The sequence below is a fragment of the Bacillus sp. BHET2 genome (assembly GCF_005938125.1).
Taxonomy (GTDB): Bacteria; Bacillota; Bacilli; order Bacillales; family Bacillaceae_B; genus Rossellomorea.
The window spans coordinates 1,452,224-1,471,925 of the sequence record NZ_VCQN01000001.1; the positions used below are offsets into that span (position 1 = coordinate 1,452,224).

19 protein-coding genes are annotated in these 19,702 nt (G+C 39.8%); 5 read left to right on the forward strand and 14 right to left on the reverse strand.

Annotated features, from left to right (window positions below; genetic code table 11):
• Positions 1 to 74: 74 nt before the first annotated feature.
• Together FGG79_RS07430 and FGG79_RS07435 are read right to left on the reverse strand one after the other, a co-directional pair.
• A complete protein-coding gene (locus tag FGG79_RS07430; RefSeq protein WP_138777075.1) occupies positions 75 to 347 on the reverse strand; it encodes a UPF0223 family protein in 273 nt (90 codons plus the stop codon).
• Between the two features lie 34 nt (positions 348 to 381).
• Positions 382 to 1,338 (reverse strand): NAD(P)H-dependent flavin oxidoreductase, encoded by a 957-nt coding sequence (locus tag FGG79_RS07435; RefSeq protein WP_138777076.1) that lies wholly within the window; start codon positions 1,336 to 1,338, stop codon positions 382 to 384.
• 264 nt (positions 1,339 to 1,602) lie between these two features.
• On the opposite strand from FGG79_RS07435, the gene FGG79_RS07440 reads away from it, so the two are divergent.
• On the forward strand, positions 1,603 to 3,072 hold the full coding sequence (locus tag FGG79_RS07440) for an aminotransferase class I/II-fold pyridoxal phosphate-dependent enzyme (RefSeq protein WP_138777077.1): 1,470 nt from the start codon (positions 1,603 to 1,605) through the stop codon (positions 3,070 to 3,072).
• A 98-nt stretch (positions 3,073 to 3,170) separates the two neighbouring features.
• Here the strand turns inward: FGG79_RS07440 and FGG79_RS07445 are convergent, their stop codons facing one another.
• The 3 genes from FGG79_RS07445 to FGG79_RS07455 form a co-directional block, all read right to left on the reverse strand.
• The gene (locus FGG79_RS07445; RefSeq protein WP_138777078.1) at positions 3,171 to 3,290 is read right to left on the reverse strand and encodes a GapA-binding peptide SR1P; all 120 of its coding nucleotides are present in this window, start codon (positions 3,288 to 3,290) and stop codon (positions 3,171 to 3,173) included.
• A gap of 348 nt (positions 3,291 to 3,638) precedes the next feature.
• Positions 3,639 to 4,472: a polysaccharide deacetylase family protein gene (locus FGG79_RS07450; protein ID WP_138777079.1), complete on the reverse strand. Its 834-nt coding sequence runs from the start codon at positions 4,470 to 4,472 to the stop codon at positions 3,639 to 3,641.
• A 65-nt stretch (positions 4,473 to 4,537) separates the two neighbouring features.
• A complete protein-coding gene (locus tag FGG79_RS07455; RefSeq protein ID WP_138777080.1) occupies positions 4,538 to 4,786 on the reverse strand; it encodes a hypothetical protein in 249 nt (82 codons plus the stop codon).
• Positions 4,787 to 5,081: 295 nt separating this feature from the next.
• Here FGG79_RS07455 and FGG79_RS07460 point away from each other — a divergent pair, with 295 nt between their 5' ends.
• Positions 5,082 to 5,468: a hypothetical protein gene (locus FGG79_RS07460; RefSeq protein WP_138777081.1), complete on the forward strand. Its 387-nt coding sequence runs from the start codon at positions 5,082 to 5,084 to the stop codon at positions 5,466 to 5,468.
• Positions 5,469 to 5,566: 98 nt separating this feature from the next.
• On the opposite strand, the gene lpdA is transcribed toward FGG79_RS07460, so the two are convergent.
• From lpdA to FGG79_RS07485, 5 genes are all read right to left on the reverse strand, one after another.
• Positions 5,567 to 6,976 (reverse strand): dihydrolipoyl dehydrogenase, encoded by a 1,410-nt coding sequence (lpdA, locus tag FGG79_RS07465; protein WP_138777082.1) that lies wholly within the window; start codon positions 6,974 to 6,976, stop codon positions 5,567 to 5,569.
• 4 nt (positions 6,977 to 6,980) lie between these two features.
• The gene (locus FGG79_RS07470; RefSeq protein WP_138777083.1) at positions 6,981 to 8,339 is read right to left on the reverse strand and encodes a dihydrolipoamide acetyltransferase family protein; all 1,359 of its coding nucleotides are present in this window, start codon (positions 8,337 to 8,339) and stop codon (positions 6,981 to 6,983) included.
• A 156-nt stretch (positions 8,340 to 8,495) separates the two neighbouring features.
• Entirely contained in the window at positions 8,496 to 9,473 is a 978-nt protein-coding gene (locus tag FGG79_RS07475; protein ID WP_138777084.1) for an alpha-ketoacid dehydrogenase subunit beta, read from the reverse strand.
• A gap of 3 nt (positions 9,474 to 9,476) precedes the next feature.
• Positions 9,477 to 10,592, reverse strand: coding sequence for a pyruvate dehydrogenase (acetyl-transferring) E1 component subunit alpha (gene pdhA, locus FGG79_RS07480; protein WP_138777085.1), 1,116 nt, complete (start codon positions 10,590 to 10,592; stop codon positions 9,477 to 9,479).
• Positions 10,593 to 11,142: 550 nt separating this feature from the next.
• Positions 11,143 to 11,802: a YkyA family protein gene (locus FGG79_RS07485; RefSeq protein ID WP_240794212.1), complete on the reverse strand. Its 660-nt coding sequence runs from the start codon at positions 11,800 to 11,802 to the stop codon at positions 11,143 to 11,145.
• Positions 11,803 to 12,126: 324 nt separating this feature from the next.
• Here FGG79_RS07485 and def point away from each other — a divergent pair, with 324 nt between their 5' ends.
• Positions 12,127 to 12,681: a peptide deformylase gene (def, locus tag FGG79_RS07490; RefSeq protein WP_138777086.1), complete on the forward strand. Its 555-nt coding sequence runs from the start codon at positions 12,127 to 12,129 to the stop codon at positions 12,679 to 12,681.
• A gap of 72 nt (positions 12,682 to 12,753) precedes the next feature.
• Here def and FGG79_RS07495 read toward each other — a convergent pair whose 3' ends face one another.
• Positions 12,754 to 13,524 carry a Cof-type HAD-IIB family hydrolase gene (locus FGG79_RS07495; RefSeq protein ID WP_138777087.1) on the reverse strand — a complete coding sequence of 257 codons (771 nt, stop codon included), beginning with the start codon at positions 13,522 to 13,524 and terminating at the stop codon, positions 12,754 to 12,756.
• A gap of 942 nt (positions 13,525 to 14,466) precedes the next feature.
• Between FGG79_RS07495 and FGG79_RS07500 the strand changes: the two genes are divergently transcribed.
• Positions 14,467 to 14,673 (forward strand): DNA-dependent RNA polymerase subunit epsilon, encoded by a 207-nt coding sequence (locus tag FGG79_RS07500; RefSeq protein ID WP_138777088.1) that lies wholly within the window; start codon positions 14,467 to 14,469, stop codon positions 14,671 to 14,673.
• 4 nt (positions 14,674 to 14,677) lie between these two features.
• A complete protein-coding gene (gene rnjA / locus FGG79_RS07505; RefSeq protein ID WP_138777089.1) occupies positions 14,678 to 16,345 on the forward strand; it encodes a ribonuclease J1 in 1,668 nt (555 codons plus the stop codon).
• Positions 16,346 to 16,397: 52 nt separating this feature from the next.
• On the opposite strand, the gene FGG79_RS07510 is transcribed toward rnjA, so the two are convergent.
• The 3 genes from FGG79_RS07510 to FGG79_RS07520 form a co-directional block, all read right to left on the reverse strand.
• Entirely contained in the window at positions 16,398 to 17,054 is a 657-nt protein-coding gene (locus FGG79_RS07510; RefSeq protein ID WP_138777090.1) for a potassium channel family protein, read from the reverse strand.
• A 110-nt stretch (positions 17,055 to 17,164) separates the two neighbouring features.
• Positions 17,165 to 18,178 (reverse strand): cytochrome d ubiquinol oxidase subunit II, encoded by a 1,014-nt coding sequence (locus FGG79_RS07515; protein WP_138777091.1) that lies wholly within the window; start codon positions 18,176 to 18,178, stop codon positions 17,165 to 17,167.
• A 70-nt stretch (positions 18,179 to 18,248) separates the two neighbouring features.
• A complete protein-coding gene (locus FGG79_RS07520; protein WP_138777092.1) occupies positions 18,249 to 19,586 on the reverse strand; it encodes a cytochrome ubiquinol oxidase subunit I in 1,338 nt (445 codons plus the stop codon).
• Positions 19,587 to 19,702 lie beyond the last annotated feature (116 nt).

The following is a 19,702-nucleotide window of genomic DNA, read 5'->3' on the forward strand; positions in this document are numbered from 1 at the left end:
AAAGAACGGCTGCCAAAAATGGCAGCCGTTCTTTCTGTATTATTCTTTCCCCACACTGTATTTGCTGAAAATGACTAATTCATTGATATTTTGTCTGCTTCAGAAATTTCCTTCATTTTTTTCACTACACGATAAGAGGAATAGCCGCTGGATTCTTCAAATTCATTACATATTCTCTTTTCTTCCGCTTTTCCCGGTACGATTTCTTTAAAACGCTTGTACCGATCCATAAGGTCCTCTCGTGAGACTCCTTTTTCATAGGCTTTTTCAATGGCTTCGAAAAAGGCTATAACATCTATAACTTCCTCCGTTGACCAGTCTATATCGAATGGGTATTGATATTCCATCCTGTACAACAACTCCTTGATGAATGATGATGTGTTAGTTCCATTTTTGGCGAATGTTTTCCCCTTGCGAAATCATCCGGTGAATGAGATCTTTAACAGAAGGGACATCTTGGATCAATCCCATCACTTGTCCCGCCCACGCAAACCCGCCATCCACTTTTCCATCGTAAATATACCGTTTGTTCGCTTCACCGCTTATGTATCTTTTTAATCCTTCATAACCAACATTCGATGTTTCAGCTTCAAGTATCTGTTTGGTCCAAGAGTTTGACAGCGCTCTCGCCGGAGCACCTAAAGATCGTTTAATGACTACTGTACCATTCTCATCGCCCTCAATCAAGGCACGTTTATAAACCTCGGATGCATGGACACACTCCTTGGTAGCAATAAATCTTGTGCCCATCTCTACTCCTTCTGCACCAAAGCTGAGAGCGGCCATTAACCCTCTTCCGTCTCCGACACCACCCGAAGCTATAACCGGAATGGATACTGCATCAACCACTTGCGGTATCAAGACAAATGTTCCGATATCAGCTTTCCCGAGGTGACCTCCCCCTTCTTGCCCCACAACCATAACGGCATCTGCACCAAGTTCCTCCGCTTTCACTGCCTGTCTTTTCGAGGCGACTAATACAAGCTTTGCAATATCCTTCCCTTCAAGTTGTTGGAAGAAAGGAGTTGGGTTCCCTCCTGTCACGGATACGACAGGGACATTTTCTTCAATGGCTACCTTTACAAACTCACTAAATGGGCGTCCATGTTGACCAATGGCAAAATTTACGCCAAAGGGCTTGTCGGTAAGAGACCTGACCTTTATGATTTCATCCCTCAATTGCCCAGGATTGTCTAATGACATGGCAGTGATTTGTCCTAGCCCACCTGCATTCGACACGGCCGCAGCCAGTTCTGCGTAAGCAAGATGAGCCAACCCTCCTTGTATGATCGGATATTGAATGTTCAATAAATCGGTTACTCGTGTATTCCACTTCAATTGAATCCCTCCATACACATCTATTCTCGATTGAAGAGCGGAAATCCTTTTCTTACTAGAGCATCTAATAAAGAGAATATGCTCCAAGTATCAGGTATTACGCGTATGATACTATGCAAAGATTTTCTTAAGTGCTATAATTCATGTGTTTGTAAAAATTATCGTGTGAAAAGTTATGAAATTATGGGAAGAATCCTATATAATAATATCCTTAGCAAGGTTGTAATACGTACTAATTAAGAATTCGAAGAGGTGTTGAATGAATTGTCTCAAAATGAAACGCCGTTATTTACCGGCTTAATTGAACATAGCAGAAAAAATCCTGTCCAGTTTCACATTCCCGGCCATAAAAAAGGTGCAGGTATGGATCCAGCATTTAAAGAATTCATCGGAGAAAATGCCCTTTCTATTGATTTAATTAACATCGGCCCATTAGATGATCTGCACCAGCCTAAAGGGATGATTAAAAAAGCCCAGGACCTGGCTGCAGAAGCTTTTGGTGCTGACCATACATTCTTCTCTGTTCAAGGAACTAGTGGAGCAATTATGACTATGGTCATGAGTGTATGTGGACCTGGAGATAAGATCATTGTTCCAAGAAATGTCCATAAATCCGTTATGTCTGCAATTGTATTCTCAGGAGCCACTCCTATCTTTATCCATCCGGATATTGATGAAGATCTAGGAATCTCTCACGGAATCACTACAGATGCTGTTGGCAAGGCGTTAGAGCAAAATCCTGATGCCAAAGGAGTCCTGGTCATCAATCCGACTTATTTTGGAATTTCTGCTGACCTGAAGAGAATCGTAGAAATCGCACATTCTTATCATGTTCCCGTCCTTGTCGACGAAGCCCATGGAGTGCACATCCATTTCCATGAAGAACTTCCACTGTCAGCAATGCAGGCAGGTGCTGATCTTGCAGCTACAAGTGTCCACAAGCTCGGAGGATCCATGACACAGAGCTCAGTCCTTAATATGAAAGAAGGTCTCGTTTCAGCTAAACGTGTACAGACGATATTAAGCATGCTGACGACAACTTCCACTTCATACTTATTACTCGCATCCCTGGATGTTGCAAGAAAGCGACTTGCCACTGAAGGGCGTGAGCTCATTACAAAGACAATTGAACTTTCCCAGGATATAAGAAACCAAATCAACGGAATTGAGGGATTATACTGTGTAGGGGAAGAAATACTTGGAACAAAAGCTACCTATGCTTATGACCCTACAAAACTTATCGTTTCAGTAAAGGATTTGGGAATCAGTGGATTTGATGCCGAGAAATGGCTAAGAGAAGCTCATAATATCGAGGTAGAAATGTCTGACCTATACAATATCCTTTGTATCATCACTCCAGGAGACACTGTGGTAGAAGGAAATCAATTGGTGGAAGCATTAAAAGAACTTGTTACAAGCCTGAAGAACCAAGGAGAAATGGCACCAGTTAAAGTGATGCTGCCTGACATACCTGTTCTCTCCATTACACCTAGGGATGCCTTTTATGCTGATACTGAAGTCATTCCCATCGATGATTCCGTGGGAAGAACGATTGCAGAGTTCATTATGGTCTACCCTCCAGGAATTCCGATTTTCATCCCTGGTGAGATCATTACTCAAGAAAATATTCATTATATCAAGACAAACATAGAAGCGGGCCTCCCTGTACAGGGACCTGAAGATTATGATTTACGTCACCTAAGGGTCATCAAGGAACATCGGGCCATACGCTAAAAGAAAAAAGGATGAAGAAGGCCCCACCCTTCTTCATCCTTTTTATTTATAAGGAACCCCTTTAGATTCCATTCACTCCCTGCTCCCCTTAGCAGGTATTAATCATCTAGATCTTTATCGTCGTTGCAATCACAACAGTTAGAGAATAAAACAGAAACCTTCTCATCTTCATAATGCTCAATAGTACTAAGGCATGACTGACATACAATTGTTCCCATCTTTTTTCCTCTCCTTTACGATCTTTTTGTAAACGCTTTATCTTATCTGCTTCTATAATAATATAACACATTTAAAATATCAAGCCTAAATTGTATAACATATTTAACTTTTTATTCTCCCAATCAATCATACTATTGAATAATAAACTGTATGTAAGCGTAACCAATATTATGATTAATTTTGTATATGTTTTTACCCGTTACCTTATTGTCAAATTAGAAATTGTGGCCTCATTTCATTAACATGTGTACGTATTAACAGATATTTACCTGATTCAACCTTCTAATCCAATTAGCCAATAATAAAGTCTGCATGAAAGAAAATCATGCAGACTTTATTATTAATCATTATTCAATGGTTTTTATGCGGTCGGGATCCAATGTTTCATACCCCTTTTCCCGAAGACCCTTCACAATGTCAATAAGGGCTTCACTTGTCCAGGTGCGATCATGCATGAGCAGATTTGCACCGTCACTCAGGAAAGGGCTATTCACCATTATATCCGTGATTGCTTCTTTATCTTGATATTGCTTTTCCCAATCGTATCCGTAGGTCCAGTTCATTAGAGACATTTTCTCTTCTGCTGCAAGCTGCTGGCTGTAATCGGTATTTTGACCGAATGGTGCCCTGAAAAATTTCGGACGTTCTCCTATGACGGATTCCACCAGGTCGTTGAGAGAGAGGATTTCTTCTTTTTGTTCTTCTGGTGAAAGATCTCTTAAGCTGCTGTGACTATATGTATGGTTCCCGATTAAAAATCCCATATCGTGTATCTGTTTTAACGTCTCTTTTTCCTCCGGGGTGTCAAGGAAATGACCATTCACAAAGAAAATGGCCGGGGCGTTCAGTTCTTTAAGGTCTTTCGCCATTTGTAATGCATGTTGATCTGGAGCATCATCAATGGTCAGAAGAACCACTTTGGTATTTGCATCTTTAATAGGATTGATGCTCCAATTATTTTCATTTATCTTGTAATCTTTCGTTTGTACGACCTCATCAACAGGGCCAGCTTCTGTGTCACCACTAGCCTCTTCAGAGTTTATGTCTTCACTTTTCTGTTCTTCATCTTGTTTCACTTCAGTCTGATCGGTTTCCTTTGATTTTTCGTTGGTGCTGGTTGGTTCACTTGAGCAGGACGTCAATAATAGTAGGGCTAACCCGGATGCTAGAATCTTTTTCATGTCTCTCACCTTTCCTTATCCACTTTGAATATATTAACATATTCTAAGGGGAATCTGGGAAAGAATTAAAATATTTCCATTACATTTTCAAATACCACTTTAAAGGCAAAAAAGCAGGTTAAGCTGAATGATGTAATAAATAACGTCAGTTTTTTTGAATGAACAATTTTCTTTGCAGCAATAAAAGCCAGATAAAAAAATAGAACAAACATGATCCATTTATACTCTAAGTGATCTTTATCAGATATCCATTCCGCAATATAAAATACACTCCACAAAATCATTTGAACTAAAAAAGCAATATAGGATTTCATGTTTATTTTCATCCTTTAAAAGATTTATTTAAAGACGCTCTTCTGGAAAATGGTTGGTTGTTTGTTTATTTACCCATTCTTCAATCATACAATCATTCCTTCAATTCTCCTTATTAATATAGTATATTCTTTTTCCAGACCTTTCATTATGAATGTCTTTTCAATTTTGTAACATTTTAATGACTTGACCCTTTTACATTTTCTCCTATGATAAAATGTGACGTAACATCTGTTCAATAATCAAGAATTCACAAATATCCAGTTCATAGCATCGTTTAAGAAAAGAGGATGATGTATGAAGCAAATACTCACTTTTATAATACTTACTTCCACGATGTTGCTTTTGACTTCATGTGATTATATTTCTTCCAACAAGGTTGTATTAGCAAAGGACCAGTTTATCAAAAAGCAAGTGATCTATTTTACGGATGAACGAAATGTTTCTAACGAAATACCTTATTACGATGCAATCATTGAGCTTAAAAAACAATACCCCAACCACCTTAAACGATTAAAGGTAGTCAGCTTAAACACGGAGGAACCAAGCAAAATCACGGATTCCCCCCAAAGCTCCCCAGCCATAGTTGTGGTAGAAAACAATCAGGTCATATGTAAAGTGGAAGGTAACACCTCTAAAGAGAACATTATTAAACCTGTATCAAGTGCTATAGATAGCTGGTAACGCTAGAGGAGAAGGAAGCGTCGCTTCCTTCTCCTCTTTTTGTTCAATAAAAAAAAGGATGACCCCAGTCTCGGGGGCCATCCTTACGTTAAATTATATTATTTCACAATGTGAATTGGACTTCCCATCGCAACTTCAGCAGCTTCCATGGAAATCTCACCTAATGTTGGGTGAGCATGGATAGTCATCGCTACATCCTCAGCTGTCATACCTGACTCGATTGCCAGTCCTAATTCAGCGATCATGTCTGATGCTCCAGAACCAACAATTTGCGCCCCGATAATTAAGCCATCTTCTTTACGTGTAATAAGCTTCATGAAGCCATCACTAGCATTAAGAGCTAAGGCACGACCATTTGCAGCAAATGGGAATTTAGCAGCAACTACTTCGATGCCTTCTTCTTTCGCTCCAGCTTCAGAATAACCTACTGTTGCTAATTCAGGATCTGTGAAGCATACAGCCGGAATACCAAGGTAATCGATTTCCGCTGGTTCACCTGAGATAACTTCAGCAGCGATTTTTCCTTCGTAAGAAGCTTTGTGAGCAAGTGGTGGTCCATCAACAATATCACCAATCGCAAAGATGTTAGGGATGTTCGTGCGGCACTGTTTGTCAATTTTGACAACCCCGCGGTCTGTCATCTCTACTCCAACTTCTTCAAGACCAATTTCATCAGTGTTTGGACGACGTCCAACTGTTACGAGAACGTAATCAGCTTCAACAGATTTCTCTTCGCCTTTTACTTCGTATTTAACAACAACGCCGCTGTCACTTTCTTCAACACCTTTAGCCATTGCTTTTGTTACAACGTCTACGCCTTTTTTCTTAAGCCCCTTTTTCACGATGGTGGTCATTTGCTTTTCGAATCCACTAAGGATATCGTCAGCCCCTTCCAAGATCGTTACTTGGGAACCAAGATTTGCATAAGCAGTACCAAGCTCAGTTCCGATGTAACCTCCACCGATTACAACAAGCTTGCTTGGAATTTCAGTTAACGCAAGAGCACCAGTAGAATCAAGTACGCGTTTAGAGAACTTGAAGCTTGGGATTTCAATAGGGCGAGAACCGGTTGCAAGAATCAAGTTTTTGAACTTGTAAGTTTGAGCTGAATTTTCATCCATAACGCGAAGTGTATTAGCATCTACTAGGTAAGCTTCACCGCGAACGATTTCAGCTTTATTTCCTTTAAGAAGTCCTTCAACACCGCCAGTTAATTTCTTTACAACGCCGGCTTTCCACTCTTGAACTTTATCGAAATTTACTTTTACGTTTTCAGCAACGATCCCCATGTCATCAGAGTGTTGGGCCTGATGGAAACGGTGACCAGCTGTGATAAGAGCTTTAGATGGAATGCAACCCACGTTTAAGCAAACTCCACCCATATTTTCTTTTTCGATGATTGTCACTTTTTGTCCTAGTTGAGCTGCACGGATTGCAGCTACATATCCTCCGGGACCTGAACCGACTACGATTGTATCTGTTTCAATTGGGAAATCTCCTACTACCATTGTATTACGCCTCCATTAATAATAATTCTGGATCGTTCAACAAACGCTTGATATGGTTAAGTGCGTGTTGAGCAGTAGCTCCGTCAATCATACGGTGATCGAAGCTCAATGATAATGCTAACACAGGTGCCGCTACAATTTCACCATTTTTAACTACAGGTTTTTCAGCAATGCGTCCAACTCCAAGGATAGCAACCTCTGGATGATTAATGACCGGAGTGAACCATTGTCCACCAGCTGAACCGATATTCGTGATTGTGCATGATGCACCTTTCATTTCATCACCTGAAAGTTTTCCATCACGAGCTTTTCCAGCCAGTTCATTAATTTCATTTGAAATTGAGAACATTGATTTACGATCTGCATTTTTTACAACAGGTACTAGTAGACCTTTGTCAGTATCTGCAGCGATACCGATGTTGTAATAATGTTTTTGAACGATTTCACTGGTAGAGTCATCGATTGATGTGTTTAGAACCGGATATTCACGTAAAGCGCTCGTTAATGCTTTAACGATGTAAGGTAAGAATGTTAATTTAACACCTTTTTCAGCTGCAACTTCCTTGAACTTCTTGCGGTGAGCCCATAATTTTGTCACATCGATTTCGTCCATCAATGTTACGTGAGGAGCTGTCTGCTTAGAATTAACCATTGCTTTGGCAATTGCCTTACGCATTCCACTCATTTTCTCACGAGTTTCAGGGTATTCACCTTCAGGAGCTTTAGGTGCAGCCGCTTTAGATTCTGCTGCTGGTGCTTTTTCTTCTGTTTTCGCTTCTTCTTTCGATTCAGAAGATGTAGCATCTCCACTTAAGAAAGCATCGATATCTTCTTTCACAACACGGCCGTTCTTACCAGATCCAGATACTTGGCGAATTTCCACGCCGTTTTCTCTCGCATATTTGCGTACAGAAGGCATAGCGATCACTCGTTTATTAGGATCGACTTCTGTATCCGCACTTTGCTTAGTTCCAACAGATTTTTCTTCAGTAGCTTCTGGAGATGGATCTTTCTTAACATCTTGACCTTGTTCAGCAGTTCCTTGAACTTGGCCTTCTGTTTTCTCTTCGGCTTTGGCTTCTTTCTTCTCTTCGTCTCCACCTTTGAACTGAAGATCTTCGTAACCAGGTGCGTCGAACCTGATTAGTGTATCGCCTACAACTGCTACTGTACCCTCGTCAACAAGAAGCTCTTCAACTGTTCCTGCTACTGGAGATGGGATTTCAACAACAGCTTTATCATTTTGTACTTCACATAGTACATCGTCTTCTTCCACTTTGTCGCCAGATTTCACAAACCACTTGACGATTTCACCTTCATGAATACCTTCACCAATATCTGGTAATTTGAATTCGAATGACATGGACTCGACCTCCTGTATTGAATAATGATTGAAAATAGATGAATGTTATTTGTTATATTTGTCTTTTTCTTATATCTATAATTGGAAAAGAGAAGGGTGGAATGCCCTTCTGTTTACAAGTTTATATCGAGAAGGGACATTTACGCCCCTTCCTCATTAGAAATTAAGTACTTTTTTCGCCGTTTCAATTACGTCTTTGTGGTTCGGTAACCAGATTGGCTCTGCTTGAGAGAAAGAGAACACTGTATCTGGTGCCGCTACACGAAGTACTGGTGCTTCAAGGCTAAGGATTGCACGGTCATTGATCTCAGCAACCACGCTTGCTGCAATACCAGCTTGTTTTTGAGCTTCTTGAACTACGATTGCTCGGTTTGTTTTCTCAACAGATGCCATAATCGTGTCAATGTCCAATGGGCTTACTGTACGTAAGTCGATTACTTCTACTGAATGACCTTCTTTTTCAAGTTCTTCAGCAGCTTTTAACGATTCGTGTACCATTGCACCATATGTGATGATGGAAAGGTCTGTACCTTCGCGCTTCACGTCCGCTTTTCCTAATTCAATCGTGTACTCCTCTTCAGGAACCTCTTGACGGAATGAACGGTATAGTTTCATGTGCTCCAAGAAAATGACAGGGTCATTATCACGGATGGATGAAATCAATAAACCTTTTGCGTCATAAGGTGTTGATGGAATAACCACTTTAAGACCAGGTTGTTGAGCCATCAATCCTTCCAAGCTGTCCGCATGAAGTTCAGGAGTATGTACTCCACCACCAAATGGGGAACGAATTGTTACTGGTGAACTATACGTACCACCTGAACGGTAACGCATACGCGCCATTTGTCCACTTATTGAATCCATCACTTCGTATACGAAACCGAAGAATTGGATTTCTGGTACTGGACGGTACCCTTCTAATGCTAAACCGATTGCTAGTCCACCGATTCCTGATTCTGCTAGTGGCGTATCGAATACACGGTCTTCACCGAATTCTTTCTGAAGTCCTTCCGTTGCACGGAATACACCACCGTTAAGGCCTACGTCTTCACCAAAAACTAAAACGTCTTCGTTGTTACGTAGTTCTGTGCGCAGTGCATCAGTGATTGCTTGAATCATTGTCATTTGCGCCATGGCTTATTTCGACTCCTTCTCTTTGTAGATTTCTAATTGTTCTTTTAAGTTATAAGGAAGCTCTTCATACATATTGTTAATGAAGTCTGTAACTTTTTGTTTTGGAGCTCCATCTGCTTCTTTAATCGCTTTTTTGATATCTTCTTTTGCTTGATCGATTACTTCGTTCTCTTTCTCTTCACTCCATAATCCTTTTGCTTCTAAGAATTTACGGAAACGTACCAATGGATCTTTCTTTTCCCAATCAGTATCCATTTCTGAAGTACGATAACGAGTTGGATCATCACCAGCCATTGTATGTGGACCATAACGGTAACATAGTGTTTCAATCAATGATGGACCTTCACCATTAACTGCGCGGTTACGAGCTTCCAATGTAGCAGAATACACTGCTAATGGATCCATACCGTCAACTAAGATACCAGGGATACCCGCTGCAACTGCTTTTTGGGCAATTGTGCGTCCAGCTGTTTGCTTGTCCCTAGGTGTCGAGATTGCGAATTGGTTGTTTTGAACAACGAAGATCGCCGGAGCTGCGTATGAACCTGCAAAGTTGATTCCTTCGTAGAAATCACCTTGTGAAGATCCTCCGTCCCCTGTATAAGTGATGGCAACAGCTTTCTTACCACGTTTCTTAAGACCAAGCGCTACCCCTGCAGTCTGGATGTATTGAGCACCAATAATAATTTGTGGTGATAGTACATTTACACCTTCAGGAGGTTGATTCCCTTTGAAGTGTCCACGTGAGAATAAGAACGCTTGAGCTAACGGAAGTCCGTGCCAAATGATTTGTGGAACGTCACGGTAACCAGGTAGAATCCAGTCTTCCTTCTCTAAAGCGAAGTGAGAAGCGATCTGAGATGCCTCCTGACCAGCTGTTGGTGCATAGAAACCTAAACGTCCTTGACGGTTAAGTGAAATTGATCTTTGATCAAGAATACGAGTATAAACCATACGGCGCATTAATTCCTGTAGATCCTCATCAGAGATCTCAGGCATTGCGTCTTCATTTACTACTTCGCCTTCTTCGTTCAAAATTTGGAACATTTCAAACTTGTCTTCAATTTGTTCGAGCGTCTTAACTGCATCGAATTGTGCCTTCTTGGATTTAGAAGCCATCGAAGTCACCTATCCTTTCTTTATACATTTATTTTGGATTTTTTACATACAAAGTTTAGATTACCCAAATTCAGTATGCCCTACCACAATACTTGCGGACACACACACTATAAGTAGTTTTCCACAAATACCAAGAAAGAAAACCCGAAATTACATTCGAGTTCATCTGTATTAGTCATAATTTCGTTATCACTAATACAATTCATAAATACCTTTATTAGTTTACAATATAAAAATTCAGTAAGTCAACGACAAAGTATTATAAATTAATGTTTCTTAACAATCTTAATAATCCTTAATTTTCTTTTTCTAAAAACTGTATCACTACCCACCAACTACCTGTTATATATAAACATGTCAACAAAACCTATCTGTTATAGAGTAAGAAAATGAAACACTTCTAAAGTGCTGACATCTATTCGTCAACCTGGCCAATCCAATTTTCCAAATCAACAATAGGTATGAACAAGGTCCTTGAAAAAAGTCTATTAAAAATGAGCATAAAAAAATGAAAGAGGCATCTGTTCCTCTTTCACTTATATGTACGATATTATTCTGAACCTTCCATATCAAGTTCAGCTTTTGAGTAGATTTCCTGCTTTTGCTTATTGAATTCTTCGGTCTTATTATTGTAGCCCTCATTGAACTTCACGATTTTTTCATATTGTTCGTTGATGGACGCGATTTGTTTCTCAAGCTCTTCCATTGTCAAATCTTTCTTTTTGAACATATTATAAAGTTTCTTATCCAGAGTCAGAGCCTCTAAATAAGAAGAGGTTAGTTTTTCATGAAGCTGATAACGTTCATCCATCGTTTCATTCAGCTTTTTAGCTTGTTTTTTTAGATCTTTATTTTCCAACTTATCAATATACTCGTCTGCTTTAGCAAACTCTTCCTTCGCTTCACTCATGGACGCACGTTCTTTATCGATATATTCTTTTCTTTTCTCGATATTTTCCAGAGCTTCGTCGGAGAGTTTTTCAATCTGGTCAAACTCTTTCATACCAAGATCCATAATTTTCGTATAAATCTCTTTTTCTTTTTCTTCTAACTCTTGAAGAGGTTTTTGAACTTCAACAAATTTACCTTCTTTGGATACTGTTTCTTCAAGAACATTGTACATATTCTCTTCGGGTGAAGAACCACCGACACAGCCCATTAATACAAAAATAGCGGCCCCTAAAATGAAAGCAAAACGAAATTTCGACACAACTTGATCCCCCTTAACTATTTACCACCTTCTACTATATCTATGTCTACAACGTTTGACAATAGGGATTTACAACTGTGGAAAAAATTGTCGATTAGACTATTCTTCCTATTAGAATAATTATGACTTTTCGCTGATAAGTATTCCTAATTATATCAAATCTCATTCATTAACTTTTTTATATTATAATGATAAACTATGATCATACATATTAGTTTATGAAAAAACGTAAAGTAGAGAAGGGAATACAGCCCTGTCATTTCCCGTTTGTATAGAAGCCTAGCTTTTTACTCATATCTCTATTGTACTTGAGGAGGAAATGCAATGATTACGATGAATGACATCATTCGTGAGGGTCATCCTACATTAACGATGGTGGCTAAGGAAGTTCCGATTCCACCATCTCCAGAAGACAAGGAAACATTAAGAAACCTATTAGAGTATGTAATAAATAGCCAAAACCCTGAAACAGCAAGTAAGTACGGGCTTAGACCCGGAATTGGCCTTGCTGCACCTCAAATTAATATCTCCAAGCGGATGTTAGCAGTCAACGTGACCGACATTCAAGGGAAATTGTACAGCTATGCATTGTTCAATCCAAAGATTATCAGTCATTCCATCGAGAAAGCATACTTAACCTCAGGTGAAGGATGTCTATCCGTCGACCGGAGCGTCCCTGGCTATGTTCCTCGTTATGCTAGAGTGACAGTCAAAGGATGGGATATGGATGGTACTGAAGTGAAACTCCGCTTGAAGGGTTTGCCCGCCATCGTGTTCCAACATGAGATCGATCACCTGAACGGAATCATGTTTTACGATCATATCAACCCAAAAAACCCATTCGAACCCATCCCTGATGCGATTGCCATTGAACGATAGATCACAAATAGATTTAAGAGGATTATAAAATAAGGCCTTCCCCATTCATTTTGAGGATGGCCTTTTTTAAAATTATATTAATTCAAGCTCTTTCAACCCATGGTAGATTCCATCATCATCCACGTTTTTAGTAATCAAATCTGCATGCTTTTGTACTTCCTTGACAGCATTCCCCATTGCCACACCTGTTCCAACCGACTGAATCATTTCAATATCATTCAATCCGTCTCCAAAAGCATAGACATCTTCCATATCAAACCCGAGCTTAGCAATCATCTTTTTGATTCCTTCAGCCTTGGATCCGCCCCTTGGCAGAATATCCATGGAGTATTGATGCCAGCGAATAAAGGTAAATTCATTGTATTTCTCACGATAGAAATTCTCTTCTTCTCTTGTACAGAATAATAAGGATTGATAGATATCTCTCCCTTTATAAAAATCAGGAGCAAACCCTGGATGAGGGAACTTCAAGCTGTTCATGCTCTCCTCGATATATTTATGATGCTTTTCATTTGACTTCATCGTTTCATGATTCAAATGAACAACAGGATGTTCTTTCTCGTACGTATCTTCTAATATCTCTTCCAACGTCTCTGTTTTTAAAGGATTCGTATAGATGACTTCATTTTCAAACACTACATACTGACCATTGAAAGAAATGAAAGATTCGATTCCTAATTCATCTCTCAAATTCTCGTACATAAATGGAGCCCTGCCCGTCGCAATCGCAACATATGTCCCATTTGTCTGAAGCGTTTGGATGGCTTCCTTAGTCGCCTGAGGCAGCTTCTTATCGTGATCAAGCAGAGTACCATCTATATCGAAGAAAACTATTTTTGACATAACCATTCTCCTTTTCCTAACGAACGATTTAAAATCTCTTTTACCCGTTGATTAAGGTAATCCTTTGCGAAATAAATGTCAATGATGTGGCACAGACAAAGCGATTTACCAAACATAACCATGTAAGAGATTCCATAAATTCCGTACAATATAAGTAAGACAACAGAGAAGTCTGTATTATTGTTCCTTTACTTCAAAGGGAAATCTCGGTAAACTATTGATAAGGAGTGATCCACCATGTTAAAAAAGCTCAGAAAAAAGCTTTTAAAACAGTGGAAAGAATTGCTTAGAAAAAAAACGATTGCTTAAATCATTCTTTCCTGAAGATCGAATGCAAGCAGGCACACTAACAACTTGAACCTCAAAGCAGCTATATTAACATACCTTTACACACTGAATAAGGGACTGATGCCACTAGTGAGCTTTACGTCTCCAAGGGCTTTAGTCCCTCTTCTATATTTGTAATAATTTAGTGAAGGATTATTCAAAAACTTTATTTACAAGGAAGAATCCTTTATACTTTATAACATACATAAATTTGATGATTCACTTCTATTTAAATGATAGGTTATTATATAAGAGTAAAAACAAGAATTGCCGATTACTACTTAACTTCATTTAAGTCATACTGAAAAGTCGCCTTGTGTTAAGGAAATGATTTCAATAGGAGAATCGTTTCCTTAACACAGGGCGTAAATGAGCAATAGATGAACATACTAATTGTTCCGATCTCAGAAGGTATTCCTATACCGATTAGGGGGAAACTTGCCCCTAATATCCAGCTCCAGCGTCAAGCCCTAGTAGTCATGGAAGATACCTCTCATATGCAGAGCTTGATTCCATGTCGTTAGGTGTCTCGGGCGCCGCTTATGTTATGTAGTTGATAACTTTTTTATCATAGAAGAAAGTTAGATTTTTGAAAACGGATAAGGAGAGAGAAAAATGATTTTTAAAGTATTTTATCAAGAAAGTAAAGCTGAAGTGCCTGTTCGCGAATGCACTCAATCTCTTTACATGGAAGCAGATTCCGAACGTGAAGTACGCCTGAATTTAAAAGAAAAACCGTATAACATCGAATTCGTACAAAAGCTAGAGGGCGCTTTTTTAGAGTATGAACAAAACCATCATTCTTTCGGGCTGGAGCAATAATTAAATGAAATTTGTAAAGAATGACCAAACCGCTGTATTTGCCCTTGGCGGTTTAGGTGAAATCGGTAAAAACACATACGGCGTACAATTCCAAGATGAAATTATCCTGATCGATGCAGGAATCAAGTTCCCGGAAGACGAATTACTCGGTATTGATTATGTTATCCCTGATTACACCTACTTGGTGAAAAATGCGGACAAAATCAAAGGCCTTTTCGTTACTCACGGCCATGAAGACCATATCGGAGGAATCCCATATTTACTTCGCGAGTTAAATATCCCAATATACGGTGGAAAACTTGCACTGGCACTTATCAAGAACAAACTTGAAGAACATGGATTATTACGTAATGCGAAATTAAATGTTATCCAAGAAGATGATATCATCAAGTTCCGGAAAACATCTGTCACCTTCTTCAGAACAACTCACAGTATTCCTGATTCTTACGGAATCGTGGTAAAAACACCACCTGGTAATGTTGTGCACACAGGTGACTTTAAATTTGATTTCACACCGGTTGGTGAACCTGCGAACTTAACCAAGATGGCTGAAATCGGAAAAGAAGGCGTCCTTTGTCTTCTTTCGGACAGTACAAATGCTGAGGTTCCAAACTTCACCATGTCAGAGCGCAAAGTCGGAGAGAGCATCAATGATATATTCCGTAAAGTAGATGGAAGGGTCATCTTTGCTACATTTGCTTCGAATATTCACCGTCTTCAACAAGTAGTGGAAGCAGCTGTGTTCCACAATAGAAAGGTCGCTGTCTTCGGAAGAAGCATGGAAGCGGCCATCACAATTGGTCAAGAATTAGGTTACATTAATGCTCCAAAGGATACATTCATTGAGCATAACCAAATTAATCGCCTTCCAGCGAATGAAGTTGCTATTCTTTGTACTGGTTCACAAGGTGAACCTATGGCTGCATTATCCAGAATAGCGAATGGTACACATCGTCAAATTCAAATCCAGCCTGGTGACACGGTTGTATTCTCATCATCACCAATTCCTGGAAACACGATCAGCGTCAACCGAACAATCAACCTGTTATATCGTGCCGGTGCAGAAGTCGTTCATGGACCATTAAGTGACATTCACACATCTGGTCATGGTGGGCAGCAAGAGATGAAGTTAATGCTCCGTCTAATGAACCCTACCTTCTTTATGCCGATACATGGTGAGTTCCGCATGCAGAAGATGCATGCACAGCTTGGTGTCGATTGCGGAGTGCAAACAGAAAATTGCTTCATCATGGACAATGGCGAAGTTCTTGCATTAAGCAATGATTCCGCTCAAGTAGCTGGAAAGATCCCTTCAGGTAACGTCTATATTGATGGTAGTGGAATTGGTGATATTGGAAATATCGTCCTTCGTGACCGTCGAATCCTTTCAGAAGAAGGTTTAGTGATTGTGGTTGTAAGCATCGACATGAAGGATTTCAAAATCGCTTCCGGTCCCGACCTAATTTCAAGAGGATTTGTGTACATGCGTGAGTCAGGTGATCTGATCAATGAAGCACAAACGCTGATTTCTAAGCACCTGAACAAAGTTCTTGAAAGAAGAACTTCACAGTGGTCAGAAATCAAAAATGAAATTACCGATACATTAGCTCCATTCTTATATGAGAAAACAAAACGACGTCCAATGATTTTACCAATCATCATGGAAGTATAATATTTAAAACGAAAGAAGAGGCGGACCAAATAGGTCCGCCTCTTCTTTCGTTTTATAGAACCTTTTTTTCAAATCGATTGATATCCGTATCGGCTCCGATCACAATGAGAATATCCCCCACACGGATCTGTTCATCCGCTTGAGGTGAAACAATAATATCCTTATTCCGTTTTATCGCCACGATATTAATTCCGAATTGCGCCCTGATATCTAAATCAATCAGTGAGTTCCCACTTAGATGATCATTTGCCACGATTTCTACAATAGAGTGTTCATCAGAAAGTTCAAGATAATCCAGAACATTATTCGATATAATGTTATGAGCTATTCTTCTTCCCATATCCCGCTCAGGATGAACAACCTGGTTCGCCCCGATTTTCCGCAATACTTTTTCGTGGTAATCATTCTGGGCTTTCACTGTAATCTTCTTCACACCAATTTCCTTTAACATCAAAGTCGTCAGTATGCTCGACTGTATATCGTCTCCAATTGCTACAATCACGTGATCAAAATTACGGATCCCCAAACTTTTTAATACGGATTCATCCGTTGAATCCGCCACCACTGCATGGGAAGCGATGGACGAGAATTCATTCACCTTATCTTCATCTTGATCAATGGCCATCACTTCCATCCCCTGGTCTGTCAGTGAACGGACAATACTGCCTCCAAATCTCCCTAACCCTATTACAACAAACTCTTTTTTCACCATTATCCCCCCGTACTATGTATAGTCTATATTTTAGCATAAAAAAAAGGAGAAAATGAAATTTCTCCCTGGCGATGAATGAATTATTCCAGCAATAATCGGTGAACGATTTATTTTCTCCCTTTTACATAGTCGGCATCGAATAAAAACAGTCTCATTAATAGATAAAGCGATGGTATTAATAGCAATAGGCCGGCGATAAAGACAATCACTAGTGCCATTCCCATAGTGGGATTCGTTACGCTCCCTCCGACGGTAATGTACGGTTTAAGAATATAAGGGAGATGCGATGCCCCGTACCCAAAGAATGCAAAGAAAAATTGCATCATTACCAGTACGAATGCCAATCCGAAATGCTTTCTTCGATAAATGAATAGTGATGCACCGAAGAAGCTGAGTAAGGATAATCCAAACATCCACCAAATATCAATCGCACTCGTAAAATGCTCCGGATTATGTTCTCTTAAAGACACAAAGACTACTAAACTCGCTAAGATGGTTGGAGGGCTCCAAAAAAGTGAAAATCTTCTCAACTCTTCCCTAGAATCCATGTCCCCTGCTCGATTAGCATAATAAGTCAGAAAGGTAGCACTAATAAATAAGACCGATACGATCGACAGCGCGACAACACTCCATGAATAAGGACTGGTAAACAGTTTTGTTGCCAGAAACACAACTTTATCCCCTTTTTCCTCAAGGAATCCTCCCTCTGATATCGTTAAAGCCGTAGACAATGACGCTGGGATCAACAGCCCTGTCGCTCCATATAAAAACAAATAGACGATATTATCCTTTGAACCGTAGTTCCCGAAAGCATAAAAGCTCCCTCTGATGGCTAACAAGATGATCGCAATGCTCCCTGGCAATAGTAAAGCCGTTCCATAATAATAGGCTGCATCAGGGAAGAATCCAACCAATCCTACAAAGAAAAAGACAAAAAAGACATTAGTCACTTCCCACACTGGGGAAAGATATCGACTGATCAACACATTTAATGTATGTTCTTTCCCTTTCATTCTCCCGTAAAAAGCGAAAAATCCGGCTCCAAAATCAATAGAAGCGACAATTAGGTACCCATATAGAAATATCCATAGGACGGTAATACCCACTATTTCTAAGCTCATACCAATTCCTCCTTCGTAACAATATCAAATCGGAAGAGTCCCTTCATTCGGAAGGAACCTTCCATTCTACCTAACTCTCTTTCTTAGGAAAACGCTGTTCTAGCTCTGCCTCTGCAGGCATATTTTTAAACATTTTGATTAATACAACGACACAAAGGATGCCAAGAATAAGATAAAGTCCCACAAACAGTGCAAACGTTAAACCTACTCCATCGGCTTTCGTTGCAGCATCTGCCACCTTCATATACCCTCTTAAGATCCATGGCTGCCTACCGACCTCTGCATAGATCCAGCCAAACTCAATGGCTAGCATCGCGAGTGGCCCGCTCGCTACAATTCCCCATAACAACGGTTTATTCCACTCATTCCGCTTTTTCCACTTCCAAAATAAAATAAATGCAGCTGCAATGAAAATACTGTAAAACCCAATGGAGACCATTAGATCAAATAAATAGTGTATCCATAAAGGAGGCAGCTCGTCTTCAGGGAATTCATTTAAACCAATTACCTCCGTTTCAAATGAACTTCCTGCCAAGAAACTCAAGAATCCTGGTAACCTGATCTCATTATGAACTTCATTGTTTTGATCAAGCGTTCCAAAGACAATCAAATCAGCTTTCTCTTCCGTTTCAAAATGCCACTCTGCCGCTGCAAGCTTTTCAGGCTGGTATTCTGCTAAGAACTTAGCTGACAAATCCCCTGCAAAGGCAGTAGCAAAAGCAAAGATCAACGCAGAAACCATTGTTAATCGAAGAGTTTTCTTATGATAATCCCCGCCCTTCTTGCGGAGGATGGCAAAAGCCGTAATAGCCGCTAATACCAGTGCAGATGTCAAATACGCCGTCGTTAATACATGAAAGACTTTAGTTGGCGTCGCCGGATTTATCATCGCTGCAAACAGATCGATATTAATGGCTTTTCCGTCTTTTAATTCAAACCCCTGAGGCGTATTCATAAACGCATTCACCATCGTAATAAACAATGCTGAAGCCGAAGATCCGATCATAACCGGAATCGTCAGGAGCCAGTGAATCCACTTATTCTTAAATCGATCCCAAGTATATAGGTAAATCCCTAAAAAGATTGCTTCAAAGAAAAAAGCAAAAGTTTCCATAAAAAGGGGTAACGCAATCACTTGTCCTGCCACCTGCATAAATGATGGCCATAACAAGGAAAGCTGCAACCCGATTGCAGTACCGGTCACAACCCCAACCGCCACCGTAATCGTAAAACCTCTTGCCCACCTTCTTGCGAGCAAAAGATAGTGAGAATCGTTTCGTTTAATTCCCATAAACTCAGCTATGGAAATCATAATCGGAACCCCTACCCCAATCGTTGCAAATAAAATATGGAATGCAAAGGTTGTCGACGTGAGCATCCTGCTCAAAATTACACTATCTAATTCCATTCTATACTCCCCCACTCATTTACTTAATAACGTAAACATCTCTTTCCTATTGTTTATCACTTATTGTTCATTATAAAACCTTATCTTAAGTTTGTGAAGTGTTGAACATGAATGTT

Coding starts and splice junctions, on each gene's coding strand:
- FGG79_RS07430 (WP_138777075.1), bottom strand. CDS start 347: ATGGAATATCAATACCCATTCGATATAGACTGGTCAACGGAGGAAGTT.
- FGG79_RS07445 (WP_138777078.1), bottom strand. CDS start 3,290: ATGGGAACAATTGTATGTCAGTCATGCCTTAGTACTATTGAGCATTAT.
- FGG79_RS07450 (WP_138777079.1), bottom strand. CDS start 4,472: ATGAAAAAGATTCTAGCATCCGGGTTAGCCCTACTATTATTGACGTCC.
- FGG79_RS07455 (WP_138777080.1), bottom strand. CDS start 4,786: ATGAAATCCTATATTGCTTTTTTAGTTCAAATGATTTTGTGGAGTGTA.
- FGG79_RS07460 (WP_138777081.1), top strand. CDS start 5,082: ATGAAGCAAATACTCACTTTTATAATACTTACTTCCACGATGTTGCTT.
- lpdA (WP_138777082.1), bottom strand. CDS start 6,976: ATGGTAGTAGGAGATTTCCCAATTGAAACAGATACAATCGTAGTCGGT.
- FGG79_RS07470 (WP_138777083.1), bottom strand. CDS start 8,339: ATGTCATTCGAATTCAAATTACCAGATATTGGTGAAGGTATTCATGAA.
- FGG79_RS07475 (WP_138777084.1), bottom strand. CDS start 9,473: ATGGCGCAAATGACAATGATTCAAGCAATCACTGATGCACTGCGCACA.
- pdhA (WP_138777085.1), bottom strand. CDS start 10,592: ATGGCTTCTAAATCCAAGAAGGCACAATTCGATGCAGTTAAGACGCTC.
- def (WP_138777086.1), top strand. CDS start 12,127: ATGATTACGATGAATGACATCATTCGTGAGGGTCATCCTACATTAACG.
- FGG79_RS07495 (WP_138777087.1), bottom strand. CDS start 13,524: ATGTCAAAAATAGTTTTCTTCGATATAGATGGTACTCTGCTTGATCAC.
- FGG79_RS07500 (WP_138777088.1), top strand. CDS start 14,467: ATGATTTTTAAAGTATTTTATCAAGAAAGTAAAGCTGAAGTGCCTGTT.
- rnjA (WP_138777089.1), top strand. CDS start 14,678: ATGAAATTTGTAAAGAATGACCAAACCGCTGTATTTGCCCTTGGCGGT.
- FGG79_RS07515 (WP_138777091.1), bottom strand. CDS start 18,178: ATGAGCTTAGAAATAGTGGGTATTACCGTCCTATGGATATTTCTATAT.
- FGG79_RS07520 (WP_138777092.1), bottom strand. CDS start 19,586: ATGGAATTAGATAGTGTAATTTTGAGCAGGATGCTCACGTCGACAACC.